Genomic DNA, 23,673 nt, shown 5'->3' with positions numbered 1-23,673 from the left:
CCGGTAGCAAAAATTTTTGAGTACTTAAAAATAGCTTAGGAATCTCTTTGTTTATTCAACTGTAAAATTATTCAAGTAAAAATGCACTATTATAGTTATATTGTTATTTAACAAATAGGCATAAGATAACTAGAAATATTAATCAACGGACAAAAAAAGTAATGATATAAAACAAATATGGAATATTTTACATATAAGGATGGAAAACACAAACTAAATATTATATAATTTACCTGTAAACGTTTTTTAAAAATATACACTTAATAGGTTAAGGGGGAATTTTTTTGAAAAAATCATTAAGCTTCAAAAAGATAGTAGCATTTTTAACTACTTTTTGTTTAACGATTACTTTATTAACTGGTTTTCCAGTACTGGCATATGCCGAAGAAATTGGTAAGAGTTTTGATATTGTTGAAGTAACTGACTTTCATGGTGCTTTAACAGATGCATCAGGAAATCCAGTGGCTGGTGTTTTAGCGGATAGAATAAATAGTATAAAAGAATCTAATAAAGATAGAACATTAATTTTAGGGGGTGGAGATTTATATCAAGGATCTGCAACTTCGAACATTATGAAAGGGGTTCCAGTGCAAGAAGTATTTACCGAAATAGGGATGGACGTAACAACACTTGGAAATCATGAATTTGATTGGGGATTAGATACAATAAAAGATACTACTATGAATGGTTCAGGATATTCTATAGTTTGTAGTAATCTTTATAATAAGAATACTGGCAAAAGAGTATTTGATTCATATAAAATTGTAACTAAAGATGGAATAAGGATTGCCATTATAGGTGGTATAACAACAGAAACACCATCAATTGTATTACCTGAATATGTAAAAGATTATGAGTTTAGAGATCTTGCAAGTGAGATAAATTCAGTTGCATCAGAAATTAAGCAAAATAATTTAGCAGATGTAACATTAGCATTAGTACACGAAGGTGATAATAAAGATAATGCTACAGGACCAATATTTGACATGACAAATAAGCTTCAAAATGTAGATGCAGTATTTGGTGGACATACTCATACTAAAGTATGCGGAACCGCTTCTTCTACAAAGATACCAGTTTATATTGGAAATTCTTATGGTAAAGGATATATAAATGCTAAGTTTACCATAACTGATAATAAGAAGATTAAATTTGAAATACCAAGTATTGATAAAAGTTATACTGCTATAGATAATGAAAATGGATATAAGAATAGTAATCCAAGAACAGATAAAGATATTGATAAAGTGGTAAATGAAGCAAATGCTAAAGTTTATCCAATAACAAGTGAAGTTATTGGTTATAATACTGAAAAAGATCTTACAAGAGAAAAAGATGCGTATCCATATGGTTCATCAGTTTTAGGAAATTGGGCATCTGATATTACTAGAAGTGCAGTTAAAGCAGATGTAGGTGTTCAAAATAATGGAGGTCTTAGAATAGATATACCACAAGGAGATATTACAACAGGAACTATGTGGAAATTTATGCCTTTTGATAATACTATTTATAAATTTAGTATGACAAAAGCGCAATTAAAGGAAGCTTTAGAGCAAGCTGTTGCAGATAAGGGCAAGGGTTTACAAGTGTCAGGAATTAAGTTTACTTATGATTCTAACCTTCAATCAGGAAATAGAATTATTGATATAACAAGAGAAGATGGAACAACAATTAGTGAAACAGAAACATTATCTGTAGCAGCTCCAGATTTTGTAGCTACAGGTGGAGATGGATTTACTGCATTTAAAACTTATGGTGGATTAAATCCTGCAAATGATACACACATTGTAGTAAGAGATGCATTTATAGCTTGGTGTAGAGAAAATAAAGATAAAAATGGAGAAAATACAATATCTAATATTGATATTTCAAGAATGACTAATTTATCAAGTTCAATAACATTGCTTGCAACAACAGATGTTCATGGAACAGTATTAAATTATGATTATGCAACAGGAAAGGCTCCTAAAAAAGCACAAGGATTAGCAAAAATTTCAACATATGTTAAAGATGTAAGAAAAAATAATAGAAATGTTGTTCTAGTTGATAATGGAGATTCAATTCAAGGGACACCACTTTCATATTACTACAATCTAATTGATACAACTTCAAAATATCCTATGGCAAAGGTTATGGGAGCTATGAAGTATGATTCATGGGAACTTGGTAATCACGAATTTAATTATGGATTAGGAGTATTAAACAGAATAATTAAAGATTATAAAGATGAAGGAATACCAACACTTGGAGCTAACATTTATAAAGAAAATACTCCAAATGCAAACAATAATGGTGATGCAAATTTTGTACAACCTTATATAATGAAGACTTTTAATATAAATGGAAAACAAATGAAGGTTGCAGTTATAGGATTAGAAAATAAATGTATACCAGATTGGGAAGATGTATCACATTATAAAGGTTTATACTTCAATGATCTTGTCGATGAAGCTAAAAAGTGGGTTAAAGTAGTAAAAGACGAAGGAGCAGATATTGTTATAGTATCAGCCCATAGTGGACAAGGCGGAGGAAATTCATCTGAAGCACAAGCGGGTGTTCTTCCAGAAAATCAAGCAGATGCAATAGCAACACAAGTAAGTGGAATAGATGCAATTGTTGCAGGGCATGCTCACGTAAAAGCTAATGACTTAACTAAGAAAAATCCAGAAGGAAAAATAGTACCAATAGTTGAATCAACTAAGGCAGCTACAGCTCTTGCTCAATTAGATATTAATATTGACTCAAATGGTAAAGTAAGTGGAATTTCAACAAAGAATGTTATTATGGACAATAGTATTGCAGAAGATTCAGAAATAGTTGAATTAATTAAGCCTTATCAAGAGACAATATTGAAATATGTAGATACAAAGGTTGGAACTTCAACTGGAGAATTTACAGGAAATGGACAAACAATAGGAACTACAGCTATTATGGAATTAATTAATAAAGTCCAAAAAGAAAGTGCAGGAACACAACTATCAATCGCAGCACCATTAAGTTCATCATGTTTTATACCAAAAGGTGATGTAACTATAAAAGATATGATGTCAGCTTATGTATTTGAAAACTTCTTATATGGAGTAAAAATGAGTGGAGCTCAATTAAAAAATTGGATGGAATATTCAGTTAAATATTACGATCAAACAACTGATGAAAATCAACAAGTAATTAAAAATAAAGATTTAAATGTTCCAGACTTTAATTTAGATCAATTATATGGTGCAACATATGATATTGATTTGACAGAACCAGCATGTACAATAGATGAGACAACTGGTAGAGTAACTTCAGGAGATAGAATAAAGAATTTGAAGGTTAATGGAGTTGAAGTACAAGATTCAGATCAATTTACAGTTGCAATTAATAACTATAGATATAATGGTGGAGGAGGCTTTATGAAAGCTGTAGGTTTAACTCCAAATGATTCAAGTACTGTAACCTATGATTCAGCAAAAGCTTTAGGAGATGATGGACAAGTAAGGAACTTAATGATAAGTTATTTCCAAAAACATGGAGAAGTTTCACCAACATGTTCTAATAATTGGAATGTAATAACAAAACATGTAGAAGCAAAGAAGGCCGCTTAAACTATTAAAGTAGATAAAAATGCTTTTAGTAATAAGAAGATTAACCGGCGATACGTTTGATTATAAACAAATAAAAAGATATACCATATAGTATTCAATTTCTAGTAAGCCTGACACTAAGTTAAAAAGTGTCAGGCTTATTTTTTTGAATATATGTCTAATTATATTGCAATATAAAAATAATTTGTGATATTGTTAGAACATATTATAATATTAATAAAAGAAAGTGTTTCATGATGAAATTGTGTTTTCAAGTGAAGCAGAAAAAAAAGTATTTTGAAATAATAAAAATAGATGAAGATGGAGATTTAAACAAAGCTAAAGAATATTATAAAAAAGCAATACAAAAAAATCCTAACTATGACAAAGCTTATTTTTATGTTAATATAGGAGAAAATTTAAAAGTATTAATAGATGTTAAAAAGAGTATAGAATTAAATGAGTTATTTTTAGATTATATGAAAAAGGATAATGAATTAGATCCAATACGTAATTTAGAGGGATATAAGGAATTAATATTATAATTTATTAATATATAATTGTTTAAAATTTTAGATTGGAGAATTTTATGAGCATTATAATTGATGAAATGAAGAAAGAAGATTTCAAAGAACTTACTAGAATATATGAAGAAGGAATAAAAACTAAAATTTCTACCTTTCAAAATAAGGCCGTTTCTTACGACGAATGGAATAAAGGACATATAAAAGAATGTAGATTGGTGGCAAGGTCAGAAGATAAAATTTTAGGTTGGGCTGCCTTGAGTAAAATATTTAGCAGACAAGTATATGATGGATTTTTAGAGATAAGTATATATATTGATGGAGCATCTAGAGGAAAAGGAATTGGAAAAGCTCTGTTAAACTCGCTTATAAATGAATCAGAAAAACAAGGAATTTGGTCATTGCAATCTTTAATAATACGCGAAAATATTGCAAGTATACAATTGCATAAAAATTGCGGGTTTAGAGAAGTTGGATATTGGAAGAAACCAGGTAGTATGCTTGATGATGGTACTTGGCATGATGTTGTTATAATGGAAAAGAGAAGTGAGGTAGTTGGAGTAAAATAATTTATTTTGGGAATGATATTTTATAATTCCTAAATCTAAATTTAGATTATAATAATTAATTATTTAGGAGGTAAAAAAATGAAAGATACTTTTACAGAAGGATTAGAATTGTCAATGGACAACTTTTACAAAGGAGGTGCATTTTTAACTGCTGGTGACGAAAAAAATGCAAATACTATGACAATAAGTTGGGGTACTATAGGATATATTTGGAGAAAACCTGTATTTATGGCTTTGGTTAGAGAAACAAGATATACTAAGAAATTTTTAGATTCAGGAGATAGCTATACTGTAAGTATTCCTTATGAAGGAAGTATGAAATCAGAATTAACTTTATGTGGTACAAAGTCAGGTGCAGAAATAAATAAAGAAAAAGAAGCAAATATTAAATTTATATCTAGTAAAAAAGTAAAAGCACCTATAGTAGATGGATGTAATAAATATTATGAATGTAAAATATTGTTTAAACAACCTATGAATTTAAATAATATTGATGAAGAAATAAAAGATAAATTTTATGGTGTAGGAGAATCAAAACATGTTTTATATTTTGGCGAGATATTAGAGGATTATACAAAGTAATGAATAGTTAATGAAGGATAGAAATTCTATTAAACTTCTTAAAATATTGTCAATAAAAAAAGAGAATCTAAATGATTCTCTTTTTTTATTATCTTCTATATTTTATACCTGATAAATTAGGTGTATGTTCAAATTCAATTGGCTCATTTTTATATAAGAATTTAATTCCATCAATCCATTCACCTTTGTATTTTACTTGAAGTAAAGTTTCAATTAAACTATTTTCTGTAATTTCACCACCAGTAGAACCTTGAAATTTACTTGCAGCCCAATTCGGTTTTTTTAAGTCTGCATTAGAAGTTGCATTTTTATTAGCTTCACTTTCATCTATATTAATAGTAGCAATTTTTTTACCATCTATGGTATCAATAGATTTAACTTCAATTGGCAACTTATCAAAAACTTTTTCAGAAAGAGCTTTTGATAAATTAGTTAATTTTTTTTCTAAGCTTAAATCTTTGCTTAATTCAATATTTGAAACCTCTTTAATGTTCATAGTATCAGAATCTTCTGTATAAATAGAAAATACTTCCTTTTCTTCTTTATTAGCCTTTGGAGTTTCAACAGCCGGCTCTTTAGGTTGTTCTTTTTTGGTAGTATCATTATCATTATTTGAATTTTCTACTACAGTATTTTTATTATCATTTTTTAAATCGCTAGCTGAATTTGAAGAACATCCTACTAAGGCAATGCTTAGCATTAAAACTGTAGCTAAAACTAACCTTTTTATCATTATTTTAATCCCCCTTATGTAAAAAAAATATACAATTTATTTTTGAATATCATAATTAATTATAGCATATGTGACTAATAATTAAAAGATTAGAGAAGTATATTAACAGAGGTTATTTGCATTACAAAATTAAAAAGTAATAATTGACAATTTAATTTGATTATAGTATATTTTGATTATCAAAATATTTGATTAAACAAATTAAATATTTTGATAATAAATGTTAGGGAATGCTTTAACTGGAGGAAAATACATATGGATAAATCAAAAAAAGTAGTTAATGAACTTTTAGTACAGTTATTTAATGATATATTACAGATTGAAGAACAAGTTTTAAAGGAGGGCGTAATCTCAGACCTTTCGCTCACAGAAATGCATACAATAGAAGCTATTGGAATGTATACCAAAAGAACAATGTCTGAAGTAGCTCAAGATTTAAAAATAACTGTAGGAACTTTAACAAGTGCAATTAATAAACTTATAAAAAAAGGATATGTAGAAAGAAATAGAATAGAGGAAGATAGAAGAGTAGTTTTAATTGGATTAACAAAACGAGGAAAATTGGCTTATAGGTTACATGAAAAATTCCATGATGATATGGTTAGCAATTCAGTAGATGGACTAACTTCACAAGAAGAAGAAGTTTTAATTTCATCATTAAGTAGAATAAATAAATTTTTAAAAGAAAAATATAAATTGAAATAAGGCACATTCAAAAAAATAACAGACCAGTATGATTGTATATTTTGCTTCATACTGCGTCGGTAAGTTTAGTTAATAGTCGCTATTAACTAAACTTACCTCCTTGCCCTTACGTAAAGTGAAACTTTTCAGGTGGAGTTTTATACTCCAGATGAATTTAGCTAAACTTATACCCTCAAGGGGCACCTTATCTTAAGGCAAAATGTACTACGCATCTTTGGTCTGTTATTTTATTTCATGTGCATAATTAAGGAGATTGCTATGAGTAATATTAAAATAGGAGGAGTAGGTGCTTATCTACCACCTTTAGTGGTCACAAATAATAAAATAAGTGAACTTGTTCCTACTAATGATGAATGGATACTTGAAAGAACAGGTATAAAGGAAAGAAGAATTTCAGAAGGTGAAAATACATCAGACATTGCAACAAAGGCATCTAAACTTGCGCTTGAAAGAGCAGGAGTTAAAGGTGAAGATTTAGATTTGATAATTGTTGCAACAATTACTCCAGATATGTTTATACCATCTGTAGCATGTTTAGTGCAAAGTGAATTAAAAGCAGATAATGCAGCTGCATTTGATATAAGTGTTGCTTGTTCTGGATTTGTGTATGCGCTAGAAACAGCTAAGGCACTAATGAAGTCATTAGATTACAAAAATGCATTGATTATTGGAGCTGAAACACTTTCAAAAGTTGTGGATTGGACAGATAGATCAACTTGTATTTTATTTGGTGATGGAGGTGGTGCTGCAGTACTTGTTAGAGATGAAAAACAAGGAATAATAAATTCTTATTTAAAATCAGAAGGAAAAAAAGGAGACGCTTTAACAATTGGAGCAGTTGATTTTAATACACCATTTGCAAGTGAAAAAAATATAAAAAATAAAAATATTGTTATGAATGGAAGAGAAGTTTTTAAATTTGCAACTTCAGCTATAGTTAGAGCAATTGATGGAGTATTAGAAGGTACAGGAATTTCATTAGATGAAATAAAGTATATAGTACCTCATCAAGCTAATATGAGAATTATAGATTATGTTGCTAGAAAGTTAGAATTAGATATAGATAAATTTTATTTAAATTTAGATACAACAGGAAATACATCATCAGCTTCAGTACCTATAGCTTTAAATGAGATGTATGAAAAAAACCTTATTAAAGAAGGCGATAAGCTACTTTTAGTTGCGTTTGGTGGCGGTTTAAGTTATGGAGCCACCATAATAGAGTGGTAAGTAAGAATCCAAATTTTACATTTGGCTATTCGAACTTACTCAGCGAAAGCGTATGTGAGTCGAGTTTCATATAAGAATCCAAATTATTATATGATAAATTATTTAAATCATATTAAACATAAATGAAATTTTAGGAGGAAGAAATTATGTTATTTGAAGAAATTAGAGATGTAATATGTGAACAATTAGGAGCAGAAAAAGAAGGAATCACTTTAGATACAACATTTGAAGAATTGGGAGCTGATTCTTTAGATTTATTTCAAGTAGTAATTGAATTAGAAGAAAAATATGATATTCAAATAGAAGATGTTGAAAATTTAAAGAGTTTAAAAGATGCAGTAGCATATGTAGAGAAGAGTTTAAATTAGTTAGTAATATATAAATAGTAAAAATGTAAATAAGTTAAGTTGTATAGTATATTATAGATTTATTTATATAATATAATCACTTTTATAAAAAAGTTACTAGGAGGAAGTTTTAGTGGAAAATAATAGAGTATGTGAGTTACTTAATATAGATTACCCTATATTTCAAGGTGCTATGGCTTGGATAGCAGATGCTTCGTTGGCAGCAGCTGTAAGTGAAGCTGGTGGAATTGGAATAATAACAGGAGCTGCACCGACAGAATGGGTAAAAGAACAAATAAGAGAAGCTAAGAAATTAACTAAAAAGCCATTTGGTGTAAACATAATGTTAATGTCTGAAAATGCAGAAGAAATAGCAGAATTAGTATGTACAGAAAAAGTTTCAATTGTTACTACTGGAGCGGGAAGTCCTGGTAAGTATATGGAGAAGTGGAAAAGCAATAATATAAAAGTAATACCTGTTGTAGCTTCTGTAGCTCTTGCTAAAAGAATGGAAAAAGCAGGCGCACATGCAATTATAGCTGAAGGTACGGAATCAGGGGGACACGTAGGACAATTAACTACAATGGCATTAATTCCACAAGTTGTAGATGCAGTAAATATTCCTGTAATAGCAGCTGGTGGAATTGGGGATGGAAGAGGAGTAGCTGCATCATTTATGTTAGGTGCTGAAGGCGTTCAAGTTGGAACAAGATTTTTAGTAGCTAAAGAATGTACAGTAAGTCAAAATTATAAAGATAAAATATTAAAAGCTAAAGATATAGATACAGAAGTAACAGGAAAATCAACAGGTCATCCAGTTAGGGTAATTAAAAATAAACTTTCAAGAACTTATGCCAAGTTAGAAAAAGAAGGCGTAAGTGTTGAGGAACTAGAAAAATTAGGTGCAGGAGCATTAAGAAAAGCTGCAGTAGAAGGCGATATGGACAATGGATCTATAATGTCAGGACAAATTGCAGGTTTAGTTAATAAAGAGCAAACATCAAAAGAAATAATTGAAGAGATGTTTAAAGAAGCAGATGAGAGATTTAACTTATTTGGAGGAAAGCATGAATAGTAAGAATATAGCATTCCTTTTTCCAGGTCAAGGAGCTCAATATGTTGGTATGGCTAAGCAATTTTATGAAGAAATAGAAGAATGTAAAGAAATTGTAGATAAAGCTGAAGAAATTTTAAATATACCTCTAAAAGATATGTTATTTAATGGACCAGAAGAAATATTAATGCAAACAGAAAATGCACAACCTACAATAGTTGTTGCTTCTTTAGTAGCTTTAAAAGCTTTAGAAATAAATAATGTTAAAGCAGATTATACTGCTGGATTAAGTTTGGGAGAATATGCAGCATTAATATATAGTGGCGCACTTTCTTTAGAAGAAGGATTACTTCTAGTAAAAGAAAGAGGAAGAATAATGGGAAGTTCTCTTCCTAAGGGACTTGGCAAAATGGCTGCTATTTTAAAATTAGATAATGAAAAATTAGATGAACTATTAAATAAAGCCAGTGTGTTTGGAATAGTTGAAGCTGCAAATTATAATTGTCCAAAGCAAGTTGTTATTTCTGGAGAAAATAAAGCTATAGATGAGGCCGTTAAAATTGCAAAGGAACTTGGTGGAGTTGGAATACCATTAAAAGTAAGTGGACCATTTCATAGCTCATTGTTAGAACCTGCAAGTGAAGAATTTTACAAAAACTTGGAGAAGGCAGATATTAAACAACTGAATAAAGTAGTTTATTCTAATGTTAAGGGATTACCTTATAGTAATGAAGATGATATTAAGGATTTATTAAAGAGACATATTAGAACATCTGTACTTTTTGATAATACAGTACAAGATATGATAGAGGCAGGGGTAACTACATTTATTGAAGTTGGTCCAGGTAAGGTACTAGGTGGATTTGTTAAGAAGATTAACAGAGATGTCCAAGTTTTAAATGTTCAAGATATGGAATCATTAAATAAAACAATTTCAAGCCTAGAATAATAGGTTTAAGGAGGAGTTAAATTATATGTTAAAAGGAAAATGTGCCATTATTACAGGTGCAGCAAGAGGTATAGGTAAAGCAATTGCTTTAAAATTAGCATCACTTGGAGTAAATATAGTTTTAAATTATAGAAGTAGCGAAGAAGAAGCTCAAAAAGTTGCAGCTCAAATAGAAGATATGGGAGTTGAAGTATTAACAGTTAAGGGCGATATAAGTAAATTAGAAGAAGCTCAAAATATTATGACAAAGGCAAAAGAGAAATTCGAAATTATAGATATTATTGTAAACAATGCTGGGATTACAAAAGATACACTTCTTCTTAGAATGAAAGAAGAGGATTTTGATAATATTATAGATGTAAATTTAAAGGGAGTTTTTAATTGCTTAAAATCAATTACTCCTATTATGGTAAAGCAAAAACATGGCAAAATAATAAATATTTCTTCAGTTGTTGGAGTTGTTGGAAATGCAGGCCAAGTAAATTATGCTGCATCTAAAGCTGGAGTTATTGGAATGACAAAATCTTTAGCTAAGGAACTAGGTGGAAGAGGTATTAACGTAAATGCAGTAGCACCAGGGTTTATTGAAACTGATATGACAAGTACTTTAGGTGATAAAGTTAAAGAAGAAGCAAAAAAAAGTATACCATTAAAGAGATTTGGAACACCAGAAGATGTTGCAGATGTTGTAGCTTTTCTTGCAAGTGAAAGCTCAAGCTATATTACAGGTCAAGTTATTAACATTGATGGTGGAATGGTAATGTAATGGAGGAGTATGGAATTATGGAAAGAAGAGTTGTTGTTACAGGAATGGGAGCTTTAACTCCTATAGGGAATGATGTAGATACATTTTGGAATAATAGTAAAGAAGGAAAATTAGGAATAGATTTTATAACATTAATAGATAATGATTTAATTGATGTAAAAATTGCAGGTGAGGTTAAAAATTTTAATCCAGAAGAATTAATAGGTAAAAAAGAATGTAAAAGACTTGATAGATTTGCTCAAATGGCACTAGTGGCATCAGATGAAGCATTGAAAAGTTCAGGCATAGATTTAGATAAAGTGGATAAAAAGAGATTTGGAGTTATGGTAGGTTCAGGAATTGGTGGATTTGCTACTATTGAGAGTGAATGTGCTAAATTAGTTACAGGAAAATCAAAAAGAATGTCTCCATTTTTTGTCCCTATGGCTATTATAAATTTAGCAGCAGGAAATATAGCAATTAGGTATGGTGCAGAGGGAAGTTGTACTTCAGTAGTAACAGCTTGCGCAACTGGAACTAATAATATAGGTGATGCATTTAGATTAATAAAGCATGGATATGCAGATATAATGTTAGCTGGTGGAGCAGAAGCACCAATAACTAGAATTGGTGTTGGTGGTTTTCATAGTATGAAAGCCCTTAATTCATCAAATGATCCATCTAAAGCATCTACACCGTTTGATAAAAACAGAAGTGGATTTGTAATTGGTGAAGGCGCTGGAATATTATTACTTGAGTCTTTAGAAGGTGCTAAAGCAAGAGGAGCAAATATATTGGCTGAAATTGTTGGATATGGATCAACTTGTGATGCATATCATATAACATCTCCACATCCAGATGGAATTGGAGCAGCTGAAGCTATGAGTCAAGCAATAAAAGAAGCTGGAATAAAAGAAAATGAGATTTCTTATATTAATGCTCATGGAACTTCAACACAATTAAATGATAAGTTTGAAACAGCAGCAATAAAAAAAGTATTTGGAGAAGATGCTTATAACATACCTATATCTTCTACAAAGTCAATGACAGGACATCTTTTAGGTGCAGCTGGAGCTATTGAATCAATAATTTGTATAAAGGCAATGAGAGAAGGATTTATTCCTCCAACAATAGGATATGAAACAAAAGATGAAGAGTTAGATTTAGATTATGTACCTAATATAGGGAGAAAGCAAGATGTTAAATATACATTGACAAACTCTCTAGGTTTTGGTGGACACAATGCAACCTTACTTTTCAAAAGATGGTAGTAATAATTAGGAGGAAATTTTATGGAATTTGATAAAATTAAAGAACTTATTAATATAATAGATTCTTCAGATTTAGCATTTTTAGAGATTAAAACATCTGATAGCTATATAAAAATGGATAAATCATTAAATAGAAATTTAGATAACAGTGGTCTTAAACAAAAAGATGAAATTAAAGAAGCTAATATAAATGAAAAAATTAGTTATGCACAAGAAGAAAAACAAAAATTAGAACAATTAGATAATAATATAGAAGATAATGATTTAAAAGAAGATATAACTATAATAACCTCACCAATGGTAGGAACGTTTTATTCATCAGCATCTCCTGAAAGTGAAGCATTTATTAAAGAAGGAGATATTATAAAAAAAGGGCAAGTTATTTGTATAATTGAAGCTATGAAGCTTATGAATGAAATTGAAAGTGATTACAGTGGTAAAGTAATTAAGTGCTTATTACAAAATGGTGATATGGTGGAGTATGGTCAAAAGTTGTTTGAGATTAGGGGGGAATAGGATTTATGTTAAATATAAAAGAAATAAAGGAAATTTTACCTCATAGATATCCATTTTTACTTATTGATAGAGTTACTGAAATGGATATAGAAGAGAAGATGTTTGTAAAGGGATATAAAAATGTCTCTGCAAATGAAGAGTTTTTTCAAGGACACTATCCAGAGGAACCTATTATGCCAGGAGTTTTACAAATAGAAGCTTTGGCTCAAACAGGAGCAGTTGCAATTCTTTCAATGGAAAAGTTTAAAGGAAAAATACCATTATTTGCTGGAACTAATAAAGTAAGATTTAAAGCTAAAGTTGTACCAGGAGATAAATTAGATTTATATTGTGAAATTATTAAAATTAAAGGACCAATAGGTATTGGTAAAGGAATAGCATCAGTTGATGGGAAAACAGTTTGCGAAGCTGAATTACTGTTTGCTATAGGATAGGTGATAAATATGTTTAAAAAAGTACTTATTGCAAATAGAGGGGAAATTGCAGTTAGAATAATTAGGGCATGTAGAGAGATGGGAATTCTTACAGTTGCTGTTTATTCAGAAATTGATAAAGAAGCACTTCATACTCAATTAGCTGATGAAGCAATTTGTATTGGGCCTGCATCTGCAAAAGATAGTTATTTAAATATTACTAATATTTTAAGTGCATGTGTTTTAACAGGAGCCGATGCTATACATCCAGGATTTGGTTTCTTATCTGAAAACTCTAAATTTGCTAAGATGTGTAAAGAATGCAATATAAAATTTATAGGACCAGATTATGAATCGATTGAGCTTATGGGTGATAAGGCAAGAGCTAGAGAAATAATGAAAAAAGCTAAAGTGCCTGTTGTACCAGGATATGAAGGAAATATAAAAAATGAATCTCATGCGTTAGATATAGCTCAAAAAATTGGATATCCAATTATGATAAAAGCTGCAGCTGGCGGTGGCGGTAAAGGCATAAGAGTTGCAAGGAATGACGAAGAGTTTTTAATGGGATATAAGACTGCTAAATCAGAATCTAAAGCTTGCTTTGGAGATGATAGGTTATATATAGAAAAGTTTATTGAAAATCCAAGACATATTGAATTTCAAATCTTAGGAGATGAATTTGGAAATGTGATACATTTAGGAGAAAGAGAATGTTCTCTTCAAAGGAAAAATCAAAAGGTATTGGAAGAAGCACCTTCAAATGTATTGAACGAAGAAATGAGATTTAAGATGGGTGAAATTGCTAAAGAAGCAGCAAAAGCTGTAAATTATAAAAATGCAGGAACCATTGAGTTCTTATTTGATAAAAATAATAATTTTTATTTCATGGAGATGAATACAAGAATTCAAGTAGAGCACCCAATTACTGAAATGATTACTGGAGTTGATTTAGTTAAAGAACAACTTAAGATAGCTTCTGGTGAAAAACTTTCATTAAACCAAGAAGATATAAAAATCAAAGGACATGCGATAGAATGTAGAGTTAATGCAGAAGACCCTGATAATGACTTTAGACCATGTCCAGGTACAATTGATGAACTTTGTCTTCCAGGAGGAATGGGAGTAAGAATAGATTCAGCAATATTTGGTGGATATAAAATTCCATATTGTTATGATTCTATGATTGCAAAACTTATTACTTTTGGAAAAGATAGGGATGAAGCTATTGTTAAGATGAAAAGAGCTTTAGGAGAATTTGCAGTAGGTGGAGTGAAAACTAATATTGATTTTCAATTATCTATACTTGAAATGGAAGAGTTCTTAAAAGGAGAATACGATACGTCATTTTTATCAGAAAAGATGGTGAAGAATAATGCTTAAAGATTTATTTAGGAAAAATCAATATGCAACTGTTAATCCTTCAGTATTAAAAAGAAGTATGCCAGGAAATACAACACAAGAGAAGCCTAATATTCCTTCTGGTATGTGGACTAAGTGTAATGAATGCAATAGTATGATTTATTATGAAGATTTACAAAATAACAAACAAGTTTGCACAAAATGTGGTTATCATTTTAGAATAACACCTAAAGAAAGAGTTAAACAATTTTTTGATAATGATACTTTTAAAGAAATGTGGAGAGGACTAAAGACAGTTAATCCTATTAATTTTGAAGGTTATATAGAAAAACTTGAGAAAACTAAAAGTAGTACAGATAGTACAGAAGCTGTAGTTACTGGAATTGGAAGAGTAAACGGAATAGAAATAGCTTGTGCAATAATGGATAGCTTTTTTATGATGGGAAGCATGGGAACTGTAGTTGGAGAAAAAATTACTAGAATAGTAGAGTATGCTACTGAAAATAAAATGCCAGTAGTAATTTTTACAGCATCTGGTGGTGCTAGGATGCAAGAGGGTATTTATTCATTAATGCAAATGGCTAAGGTTAGTGCAGCTCTAGCAAGACATGATAATGAGGGCCTTTTATACATAACTGTTTTAACAGACCCAACGACAGGTGGAGTAACAGCAAGTTTTGCTATGGAAGGTGATATTATTTTAAGTGAACCGAATGCTTTGGTAGGTTTTGCAGGAAGAAGAGTTATAGAAAATACTATAAAAGAGACTCTTCCAGATTCATTTCAAAAGGCAGAATTCTTACTTGAAAAAGGGTTTGTTGATAAAATTGTATCAAGAAAACATATGAGATCTTGTATATATAAAATTCTTGTTTTACATGGAGTGAAGAGATATGAATAAAGATTTTATAAAAGCTATAACAATAACACCATGGGAAAAGGTTGAAATTGCTAGGCATAAGGATAGACCTACTGGAAAATATTATATAGATAATATATTTAAAGATTTTTTTGAATTTCATGGAGACAGATTATTTGGAGATGATAAAGCAGTAATTGGAGGAATTGCATCTATTGAAGATGTAAGTGTTACTGTAATTGCAATAACTAAAGGATCTAATACTAATGAGAACATAGAAAGAAATTTTGGTATGCCAAATCCTGAAGGATATAGAAAGGCTTTAAGACTTATGAAACAAGCAGAGAAGTTTAATAGACCTGTAATTTGTTTCATAGATACACCAGGTGCTTTTTGTGGTGTAGGAGCTGAAGAGAGAGGACAGGGTAGTGCTATAGCAAATAATCTATTTGAATTAAGCAGACTTAAAACTCCAATAATATCAATTGTTATTGGAGAAGGTGGAAGTGGTGGAGCTCTAGCGTTAACAGTAGGAGATAAAATACTTATGTTAGAACATGCAGTATATTCAATACTATCACCAGAAGGTTTTGCATCAATTCTATGGAAAGACAGTAAGAGAGCAAAAGAGGCAGCTGGAGTTATGAAAATAACAGCACAGGATTTAAAAGGTTTTAATATTATAGATAAAATAGTAAAAGAACCTAGAGGCGGAGCACATAAAAACCCTATTAAACAAGCGGATATAATAAAAAAAGAAATTTTACAATCAATACAAGAAGTTAAGAGCAAAGAAATAAATCAACTAGTAAATGAAAGATATGATAAATTTAGAAAAATGGGTAATTAAAAATATAAGGCACATTCAAAAAAATAGACAGAATATCTTTGGTCTGTTATTTTCTTTCATGTGCCTAAGTTTAAGTTTATCTGATAATAAAAAATAGTTAAGAGAAGCTGAGTAAGATTTTAGAATCTAACAAGCTTCTCTATTTAGTATAAGGTATATTTAAATAAAAATTTACATAAGGCTATATTTTAGAATAGTGTTATGTTTTTTAGCCGCTTTACAATATACAATAATATCAACACGGTTTTAAAATAGAATAGTAGATAAAAATAAGTAAAAAAATTCATATTATTATTGACAATAATAATATGTAGAAATAATATAATATTAAAGTGTATTGTTGAATTTAAAGGATGGTAATATGGATATTGATCTGAGAAGTAAGGTAATTATTTTTAAAGAGTATTATAAAGATGTAAACAAAGTATTAAGGTTGGAAAGTAATAAGATAAAAAATTTAGAGAGTTTTTTATATACAACAACTGATGAAGAAATAGATTATGAAAAAACAAAGGAAATTAAAAAGTACATAAAAAAGAGTGAATTAGGATATGTATTTAGTGGGGATATTAGAAAGATAATTTCTATTTTTTTATTTTCAAACGATAATTATAAAAAAATAATCAAAGATACAATAATAATTTATGATCATTTAATTAGTAAAGGATTTGAAAAAGACAAGTTTACAGCGTTTATATCTTTTAGCATTAGTAATAGGTTTCACGAAAAGGAATATGACAATATTATAAAAAAAATGATATATATAAAAAGGACTTTAGAATTTAAAGAGCATATAAAATATAAAACTAATATAAAGTATTTATGTTTTTTAAATCTTGCAACTTTTACTAAATCAAGCAAGGAAATATTAGAAGATTACTTAAATATTTATGATAAGTTAATTAATGAAGGTTTTAGTGAGACTGAAACATTTTATTCTGTATCTACTTTAATTCTTTCAGATAATAAAAATTATGTAGAACGATTAAATAAAGTTAAGGATATAAAGAGAGTTTTTCAAAATAATAACATTATAATATGTGAAGAATACTATTTGTTAATTGGATTATCTTCATTAATTGTTGAAAAAACAGAAAAATTTGTGGGTGATGTAATTGAAGTTTATAATCAGTTTGCTGAAAAAAAACATTCAAAGAAAAATATATTTATGTTACTTTCAATAGGATTAGTTTTAAATGAATATATTCAAGTGATTTCTACAAAGCATATGAATTCATTTATTCAAGGAGAGGTAAATTTACTTAGTAGATTGATAGAATATATAACAATACTACTAATTTAAATTTTAGCCTTATTCCAATAATAATTTTTTGTATTTTGAAATCTAAAAAAGAAGGAGTAATAATATGGACAGTAATAGTACTAAAGTTGCTAAAATTGCAACCAAGATGGCTATATGTGATAGGGATGAAGAACAAGAGTTAAAAAGAATTTATAGTGAAAAAGGGATAAAAGTTACTGCAGTAAATATAGGCGGAAATATTAACTCTTCTATATCTAAGATATTAGAAAGTGCGTTAGTAGCTTCAAAGAGAAATGGATTAATTAGAGAGGAACATCTGCATGAAGGAGCTGTTATAGGAGCAACTAGAGATGCTATAATTCAAGTTTCACACAGAGCTAATGCTCAAAATGTTGGAGGAAAGATTGGAATAGCAAGAGGTGGAGAACATATATCAGTTTGCATATTTTTAAGTATTGGGTTGCTTCATTTAGATGAAGTAGTTATAGGTATAGGGCATAGAGCTATTTCAATGTAATTTAGAATTAAGGTATATTTAAAAAATAATTCAATTTAAAAACTCATTTATTTAGAAAAAGTATTTTCTAAATAAATGAGTTTTTTTGACTATAAAATAATAATATATATAACTTTTATAGCAAAAAACTACTCAAAAAAACAAAGTATCAACTTTACAAATATATGAAATTATGCTATCATAGCATATTATATTTATAATTTATTATCAATATATTTTAATATATAGTATAAATATAGAAGTATATTTAGCAAAATGTTTATCAAGAAAAATAGAAGCATAGTAGGAAATTGATAATAAAAAATAAGAGGAGGATGGAATAATGGTAGGAAAAAGAAAATTAATTTTAATTGTATGTGCAACTTTCATAGGGAGTGCTTTGATTGGATGCTCAGGAAGTACACAGAAGTCTTCAAATGATTCATTAAAATCTGGAGATATGAAGAAAATAGGAGTACTTCAATTAATTCAACATGATGCTTTAGATTCAGCTAATAAAGGTTTTGTTGATATGTTAAAGGAAAAAGGATATGAAAATGGAAAAAATATTGAAATTGAGCAGCAAAATGCTCAAGGTGAAATGACAAATGCTCAAACAATAGCTAAGCAGTTTGTAGATTCAAAAAAGGATTTAATATTTTCCATTGCAACTCCAGCAGCTCAAGCAGTATATAATGCTACTAAAGATATACCAACAGTGTTTACTGCTGTAACAGACCCAGTATCAGCTGAAATTGCAAAGGATTGGAAAAGTTCAGGTACTAATTTTACAGGTACATCAGATAAGGTTCCTGTAGATAAACAAATAAAATTACTTAAACAATTAATTCCGAATGCTAAAACTATAGGAGTAATTTACAATACGTCTGAAACAAATTCAGTAATTCAAGTTGATGAATTAAAAGCAGCAGCAGAAAAAGAAGGACTAGCAGTGAAAGAAGTTGGTGTTACTACTGTAAATGAAATAAATCAAAATTTGGCAAGTGCATTAAAATCTATAGATGTATTATATACACCAACAGATAATACAGTAGCTTCAGGACATAGCTTAATAGGAAAGCTTTGCTTAGAAGCAAATGTTCCTATAATAGGCGCAGAAGAAGCGATAGTAAATAAAGGTGGATTGGCGTCAATAGGTATAGATTACTATAAATTAGGAAAAGAAGCAGGATTAAAAGCAGTTGAAATATTAGAAGGCAAGAAGCCAACAGATGTTGAAATAACAACATTGAGTGAAATGTCATTTACTATTAATACAGATGTTGCTAAAAAATTAAATATAACAATTCCAGCAGATATAGAAGCTAATGCTAAAAAAGTAACTGGAGGCGTTCAATAGTGGGTGTTTTACTTAATATTTTAGAACAAGGACTATTATTTTCGTTAGTTTCAATTGGAGTATATATAACTTATAAAATTTTGGACTTTCCTGATTTATCAGTGGATTCAACATTCCCATTAGGGGCTGCAATTTCTGCAGCTCTTCTAGTTAAAGGAATTAATCCTTGGATTACGATAATAATAGCAACTTTGGGTGGAGCATTAGCTGGAGGAGTAACAGCATTTTTACATGTTAAACTTAAAATAACAAATTTAATGGCTGGAATATTAGTAATGATAGGTTTATATTCAATAAATTTAAGAATAATGGGAAAAGCAAATATTCCATTATTTAATACTCCTAATCTGTTTAAAGGGACTATGCCAGCAATAGTTATGATTTTAATATTGGTTATTATAGTAAAAGTACTATTAGATTTATATTTAAAAACTAAATCAGGATTTTTACTTAAAGCAGTAGGAGATAATGAACAAGTTGTTTCATCACTTGGAGTTAACAAAGATTTAGTTAAAGTAATAGGGCTTATGATAAGTAATGCATTAGTTGCTATGGCAGGTGCATTAACAGCACAATATCAAGGATTCAGTGATGTTGGAATGGGAACTGGAACAGTAGTAATGGGACTTGCTGCAGTAATTATTGGAACATCTTTATTTGAAAAAATATCTTTTGCTAAAGTCACTACATTATCAATTTTAGGCGCAATTATTTATAAAGGTGCAATAGCAATTGTATTAAAGCTTGGCTTAAATGCAAATGATTTAAAATTAATGACAGCAATAATAGTAGTTATAGCATTATGTTCTAATAGTGGAGTTCTTAAATTTAAAAAGAAAGCTGTTATGGAAGGTGGTGCTGAAAATGTTAAAAGTGAAACAACTGTCCAAAGTGTTTAATCCAAATACTATAAATGAAAATAGAGTTTTTGATAAATTATCTTTAGATGTTAATCAAGGAGATTTTGTAAGCATTATCGGTTCTAATGGAGCTGGTAAGTCAACACTATTAAATATGATTTCAGGAACAATAGAAGCAGATTCAGGATCAATACTACTAGATGGAACAGAAGTTATTAATAAACCGGAATATGCTAGAGCAAAATTAATTGGTAGAGTATTTCAAAATCCATCAATGGGTGTTTCGCCTAACATGACCATTTTGGAAAATATTGCGCTTGCAGATAATAAGGGCAAATCATTTGGATTGGGATTTGGCATAAATAAAAAGAGAATAAATTACTATAAAGAAATGGTAAGTGAACTTGACTTAGGACTAGAAGATAAAATTTATAATAAAGTATTACTTTTATCAGGAGGGCAAAGACAAGCATTAACATTACTTATGGCAGTAATGTCTAAACCCAAGATGTTGTTACTAGATGAACACACAGCAGCTTTAGATCCTAAAACATCAGAAAAGATAATGAATATAACTAGAAATATTGTTAAAGATAGCGGAATAACAACATTGATGGTTACGCATAATTTAAAGCATGCGCTTGAAAATGGAAATAGATTATTTATGATGCATAGAGGAAAAATATTAATAGACGTTAAAGGAGAAGAAAAAGAAAAGTTAGATAATAATAAGCTTCTTGAACTTTTTGAAAAAGCTCATATTACAGATGAATTAAGTGATAGAACTTTATTTGGTTAAATATAAAACTATAGTTAGGTGGTAACCTATCGAAATAAAGGTCATGCATTTGTGTCGGTTACTGAAGATTTTGATGGGTGCTTCTAAAATTATAAGTTGTGCCCAAAGTGCTTGCTTCCAAGTCAAGCTTGGAACAAGCACATTTGGAACAACTTATAAACTAAGAAGCACAGCCATCAAAATATTCTAATGTAATACTGCACAAAAGCATGACCTCTATTTCTTTGTTTGTCGCTTAAATTAAATATATTGAAAAATATGTCTTGAAGTATAATAGCAATTTAGCTTGTGGGTATCTATAGATACCCAAAGTGGAAATTAAGCTTATGTGATATATAACCCAAATAAGGGGTACTTTGTTGTGAAGCGTTACATTAGCAACAGAGTATCCTTTATTTTTGGTTTTTAGAATTTAGGATTTGTTAGATAATACTGAGTATAATCTTTAATTGCTAATAAATCCAATTATGTTAGAATAAAGATACGTAAAACTATAATGGGATTACATCAATTAATGCATGAAAGTAATATTAATATAAGGCACATTAAAATAAATAACAAGTCAGTATGCTAGTCTATTTTGCGTCATACTGCGTCGGTGAAATCATCTCATAGCCTGCTATGAGATGATTAAATCTCCTTGTCTGACACAAAATATACGTCGCATCTTTAACTTGTTATTTTCTTTAATATGCCTAAAGGGGAAAATTAAAATGATAGGAAAAAGAAAAGAAGATTGTTCGGGTAACTTAGAATTTGAACAGATATATAAAGAGAAAGATTACAAACTAAATTTAAGAAAAGAAACTCAACATTTTATAATTTTTTACACGGAAATAGACAAGACATGTATAGATAAAGTTTCAGATGTTCTTGAAAATAATTATAATAGAATCACTATTAATTTCAATCAACAACTTCAAGAAAAATTGACTATTGAGATTCATTCAGACCTTAATCAACTTCATATTGCTTTAGGATTTCCCAATGCACCAGATTGGATAAGAGGGGGGATTGGAGTAGGTAAAATTATAATAGCATCACCTCTAAATCCACCACCAGGTTCAAAATTTGATAATGTTTTAAATACAGCCGTTCACGAGTTTGGGCATATCATAGTAAATAAAATAAATAAGGATACACCCAGATGGCTAAATGAAGGAATTGCATGTTACGAAGCGAAAGACAATGATGAAAACTGGATAAGAAAAACCGTTAAGAATGGATTAGTAAGTAATATGCTTCCTACATTTAAAGATTTAGATACTGGAGAGGATTTTGAAACGTTTTTCAAACGTAATGGGTATCAATACTCATATACTATAGTAGAATCAATAATTGAAGAGTACGGTTATGATAAGTTATATAATTTAATAAAATCGCCTAATAACTTTGAAGATATTTTTGGAATAACAGAGAACGAATTACAAAATAAATGGATGGAATATATTAAAAAGAATTATCTGCTAACATAAATTTTTGGATTTATATCAGTTTTATTTTACGTAAATTGATTATGTTAGATGAAGGAGGGGAAAAAGGTGAAACTAAAAGTTTTAGTAGATAACAATACATACATTGACCAATATTATTGTGGTGAACCTGCTGTTTCATATTATATAGAAGATGAAGATACTAGACTATTATTAGATGTAGGATATTCTGATTTATTAAAAACTCAAATGAGTTAGGCGTAGATTTAGAAAATGTAACTACTATTGTTATTTCACATGGTCATGATGACCACACAAGAGGATTAAAATACTATTTTGAACAAAATAATAAAAATAATATTTCTATTGTAGCTCATCCAGATACATTTAAAGAAAAGGTGGTAGGCAATTTAAAAATTTGTTCTCCCATTTTACAAGACGAACTAAAAGAAAAATGCAATCTAATTCTTTCAAAAGAACCTAAAAAAGTTAGCAAACATATAACTTTTTTAGGGGAAATACCACAAACAAATAATTTTGAGAATAGAAAACCTATTGGGAAACAAATTGTTGGTGAAACTTTAATGGATGATACAGCACTTGCATATAAAAGCGAAAATGGTATTTACATTATTACAGGATGTTCTCACAGTGGAATATGCAATATAATAGAATATGCAAAACAAGTATGTAAAGATAATAGAGTATTAGGAATTATAGGAGGATTTCATTTATTTGAAGTAAAAGAACAGGTTAATAAAACTATCGATTATCTAAAACAGAACAACTTAAAGGAATTATATCCTTGCCATTGTACTTCATTTGTTGTTAAAGCAGAAATACATAAAGTTTTACCAGTTAAAGAAGTTGGTGTAGGGTTAGAAATAAACTGGTAAAGGTATTAGAAATAAACATATATTCTTTGGAATGCAAAAGTTTCAATTATGTAAGTAAAAAATATATTTTAAATTAAATTTAAGTACTAGGAATGTTTTATGTTCTTAGTGCTTTTTTATTTTTATGTATCTGATATAATATAATGTAGTGAATTTATGAAGTTAATATATAATATATATATATAGAAATATATACTATAATAGTGCATTTTTACTTGAATAATTTTACAGTTGAATAAACAAAGAGATTCCTAAGCTATTTTTAAGTACTCAAAAATTTTTGCTACCGG

Annotated in this window: 23 protein-coding genes and 1 pseudogene; 23 read left to right on the top strand and 1 reads right to left on the bottom strand. The window is 29.2% G+C overall.

Features of this window, described 5'->3' with window-relative positions:
- Positions 1–284: 284 nt before the first annotated feature.
- The 4 genes from BM027_RS16865 to BM027_RS16850 all read left to right on the top strand — a co-directional run bounded on the left by BM027_RS16865 (position 285) and on the right by BM027_RS16850 (position 5,241).
- Positions 285–3,587, top strand: coding sequence for a bifunctional metallophosphatase/5'-nucleotidase (locus BM027_RS16865; RefSeq protein ID WP_090094351.1), 3,303 nt, complete (start codon positions 285–287; stop codon positions 3,585–3,587).
- Between the two features lie 254 nt (positions 3,588–3,841).
- Entirely contained in the window at positions 3,842–4,111 is a 270-nt protein-coding gene (locus tag BM027_RS16860; protein WP_139209564.1) for a TPR end-of-group domain-containing protein, read from the top strand.
- Positions 4,112–4,155: 44 nt separating this feature from the next.
- A complete protein-coding gene (locus tag BM027_RS16855; protein ID WP_090094349.1) occupies positions 4,156–4,659 on the top strand; it encodes a GNAT family N-acetyltransferase in 504 nt (167 codons plus the stop codon).
- Positions 4,660–4,737: 78 nt separating this feature from the next.
- Positions 4,738–5,241: a flavin reductase gene (locus BM027_RS16850; protein WP_090094348.1), complete on the top strand. Its 504-nt coding sequence runs from the start codon at positions 4,738–4,740 to the stop codon at positions 5,239–5,241.
- Positions 5,242–5,329: 88 nt separating this feature from the next.
- On the opposite strand, the gene BM027_RS16845 is transcribed toward BM027_RS16850, so the two are convergent.
- Positions 5,330–5,974 carry a hypothetical protein gene (locus tag BM027_RS16845; RefSeq protein WP_090094347.1) on the bottom strand — a complete coding sequence of 215 codons (645 nt, stop codon included), beginning with the start codon at positions 5,972–5,974 and terminating at the stop codon, positions 5,330–5,332.
- A 255-nt stretch (positions 5,975–6,229) separates the two neighbouring features.
- Here BM027_RS16845 and BM027_RS16840 point away from each other — a divergent pair, with 255 nt between their 5' ends.
- From BM027_RS16840 to BM027_RS16750, 19 genes and pseudogenes are all read left to right on the top strand, one after another.
- Positions 6,230–6,679, top strand: coding sequence for a MarR family winged helix-turn-helix transcriptional regulator (locus BM027_RS16840; RefSeq protein ID WP_090094346.1), 450 nt, complete (start codon positions 6,230–6,232; stop codon positions 6,677–6,679).
- A gap of 258 nt (positions 6,680–6,937) precedes the next feature.
- Positions 6,938–7,909 (top strand): beta-ketoacyl-ACP synthase III, encoded by a 972-nt coding sequence (locus BM027_RS16835; protein ID WP_090094345.1) that lies wholly within the window; start codon positions 6,938–6,940, stop codon positions 7,907–7,909.
- 146 nt (positions 7,910–8,055) lie between these two features.
- The gene (locus BM027_RS16830; RefSeq protein ID WP_090094344.1) at positions 8,056–8,277 is read left to right on the top strand and encodes an acyl carrier protein; all 222 of its coding nucleotides are present in this window, start codon (positions 8,056–8,058) and stop codon (positions 8,275–8,277) included.
- Between the two features lie 112 nt (positions 8,278–8,389).
- Complete coding sequence (gene fabK / locus BM027_RS16825) at positions 8,390–9,331, top strand: enoyl-[acyl-carrier-protein] reductase FabK (protein ID WP_090094343.1); 942 nt, start codon at positions 8,390–8,392, stop codon at positions 9,329–9,331.
- Positions 9,324–10,259 (top strand): ACP S-malonyltransferase, encoded by a 936-nt coding sequence (gene fabD, locus BM027_RS16820; RefSeq protein ID WP_090094342.1) that lies wholly within the window; start codon positions 9,324–9,326, stop codon positions 10,257–10,259. The genes fabK and fabD overlap by 8 nt, the downstream gene beginning before the upstream one ends.
- 25 nt (positions 10,260–10,284) lie before the next feature.
- Positions 10,285–11,025, top strand: coding sequence for a 3-oxoacyl-[acyl-carrier-protein] reductase (fabG, locus tag BM027_RS16815; RefSeq protein ID WP_090094341.1), 741 nt, complete (start codon positions 10,285–10,287; stop codon positions 11,023–11,025).
- A 17-nt stretch (positions 11,026–11,042) separates the two neighbouring features.
- Positions 11,043–12,275 carry a beta-ketoacyl-ACP synthase II gene (gene fabF / locus BM027_RS16810; protein WP_090094352.1) on the top strand — a complete coding sequence of 411 codons (1,233 nt, stop codon included), beginning with the start codon at positions 11,043–11,045 and terminating at the stop codon, positions 12,273–12,275.
- A gap of 21 nt (positions 12,276–12,296) precedes the next feature.
- A complete protein-coding gene (gene accB / locus BM027_RS16805) occupies positions 12,297–12,791 on the top strand; it encodes an acetyl-CoA carboxylase biotin carboxyl carrier protein (protein WP_090094340.1) in 495 nt (164 codons plus the stop codon).
- Positions 12,792–12,796: 5 nt separating this feature from the next.
- Positions 12,797–13,225, top strand: a complete 429-nt coding sequence (fabZ, locus tag BM027_RS16800) for a 3-hydroxyacyl-ACP dehydratase FabZ (RefSeq protein ID WP_090094339.1) — start codon at positions 12,797–12,799, stop codon at positions 13,223–13,225.
- A 9-nt stretch (positions 13,226–13,234) separates the two neighbouring features.
- Positions 13,235–14,587, top strand: coding sequence for an acetyl-CoA carboxylase biotin carboxylase subunit (locus BM027_RS16795; RefSeq protein WP_090094338.1), 1,353 nt, complete (start codon positions 13,235–13,237; stop codon positions 14,585–14,587).
- Positions 14,580–15,467 (top strand): acetyl-CoA carboxylase, carboxyltransferase subunit beta, encoded by an 888-nt coding sequence (gene accD / locus BM027_RS16790; protein WP_090094337.1) that lies wholly within the window; start codon positions 14,580–14,582, stop codon positions 15,465–15,467. Before BM027_RS16795 ends, accD begins: the two co-directional genes overlap by 8 nt.
- Complete coding sequence (locus BM027_RS16785) at positions 15,460–16,275, top strand: acetyl-CoA carboxylase carboxyltransferase subunit alpha (protein ID WP_090094336.1); 816 nt, start codon at positions 15,460–15,462, stop codon at positions 16,273–16,275. Before accD ends, BM027_RS16785 begins: the two co-directional genes overlap by 8 nt.
- Before the next feature lie 361 nt (positions 16,276–16,636).
- On the top strand, positions 16,637–17,578 hold the full coding sequence (locus tag BM027_RS16780; protein ID WP_090094335.1) for a DUF4003 family protein: 942 nt from the start codon (positions 16,637–16,639) through the stop codon (positions 17,576–17,578).
- A 64-nt stretch (positions 17,579–17,642) separates the two neighbouring features.
- Entirely contained in the window at positions 17,643–18,056 is a 414-nt protein-coding gene (locus tag BM027_RS16775; protein ID WP_090094334.1) for a HutP family protein, read from the top strand.
- Between the two features lie 322 nt (positions 18,057–18,378).
- Positions 18,379–19,395 (top strand): ABC transporter substrate-binding protein, encoded by a 1,017-nt coding sequence (locus BM027_RS16770; RefSeq protein ID WP_090094333.1) that lies wholly within the window; start codon positions 18,379–18,381, stop codon positions 19,393–19,395.
- On the top strand, positions 19,395–20,294 hold the full coding sequence (locus tag BM027_RS16765) for an ABC transporter permease (protein ID WP_090094332.1): 900 nt from the start codon (positions 19,395–19,397) through the stop codon (positions 20,292–20,294). Before BM027_RS16770 ends, BM027_RS16765 begins: the two co-directional genes overlap by 1 nt.
- Positions 20,260–21,054 (top strand): ABC transporter ATP-binding protein, encoded by a 795-nt coding sequence (locus BM027_RS16760; protein WP_090094331.1) that lies wholly within the window; start codon positions 20,260–20,262, stop codon positions 21,052–21,054. Before BM027_RS16765 ends, BM027_RS16760 begins: the two co-directional genes overlap by 35 nt.
- A gap of 713 nt (positions 21,055–21,767) precedes the next feature.
- A complete protein-coding gene (locus tag BM027_RS16755; RefSeq protein WP_090094330.1) occupies positions 21,768–22,529 on the top strand; it encodes a peptidase MA family metallohydrolase in 762 nt (253 codons plus the stop codon).
- 66 nt (positions 22,530–22,595) lie between these two features.
- A pseudogene (locus BM027_RS16750) lies at positions 22,596–23,383 on the top strand (MBL fold metallo-hydrolase).
- Positions 23,384–23,673 lie beyond the last annotated feature (290 nt).

Origin of the sequence: Clostridium uliginosum, from assembly GCF_900112485.1 — a bacterium.
Lineage (GTDB): Bacteria > Bacillota > Clostridia > Clostridiales > Clostridiaceae > Clostridium > Clostridium uliginosum.
Note: the sequence above shows the minus strand (reverse complement) of the source record. Positions and strands in the feature narration are given on the sequence as shown.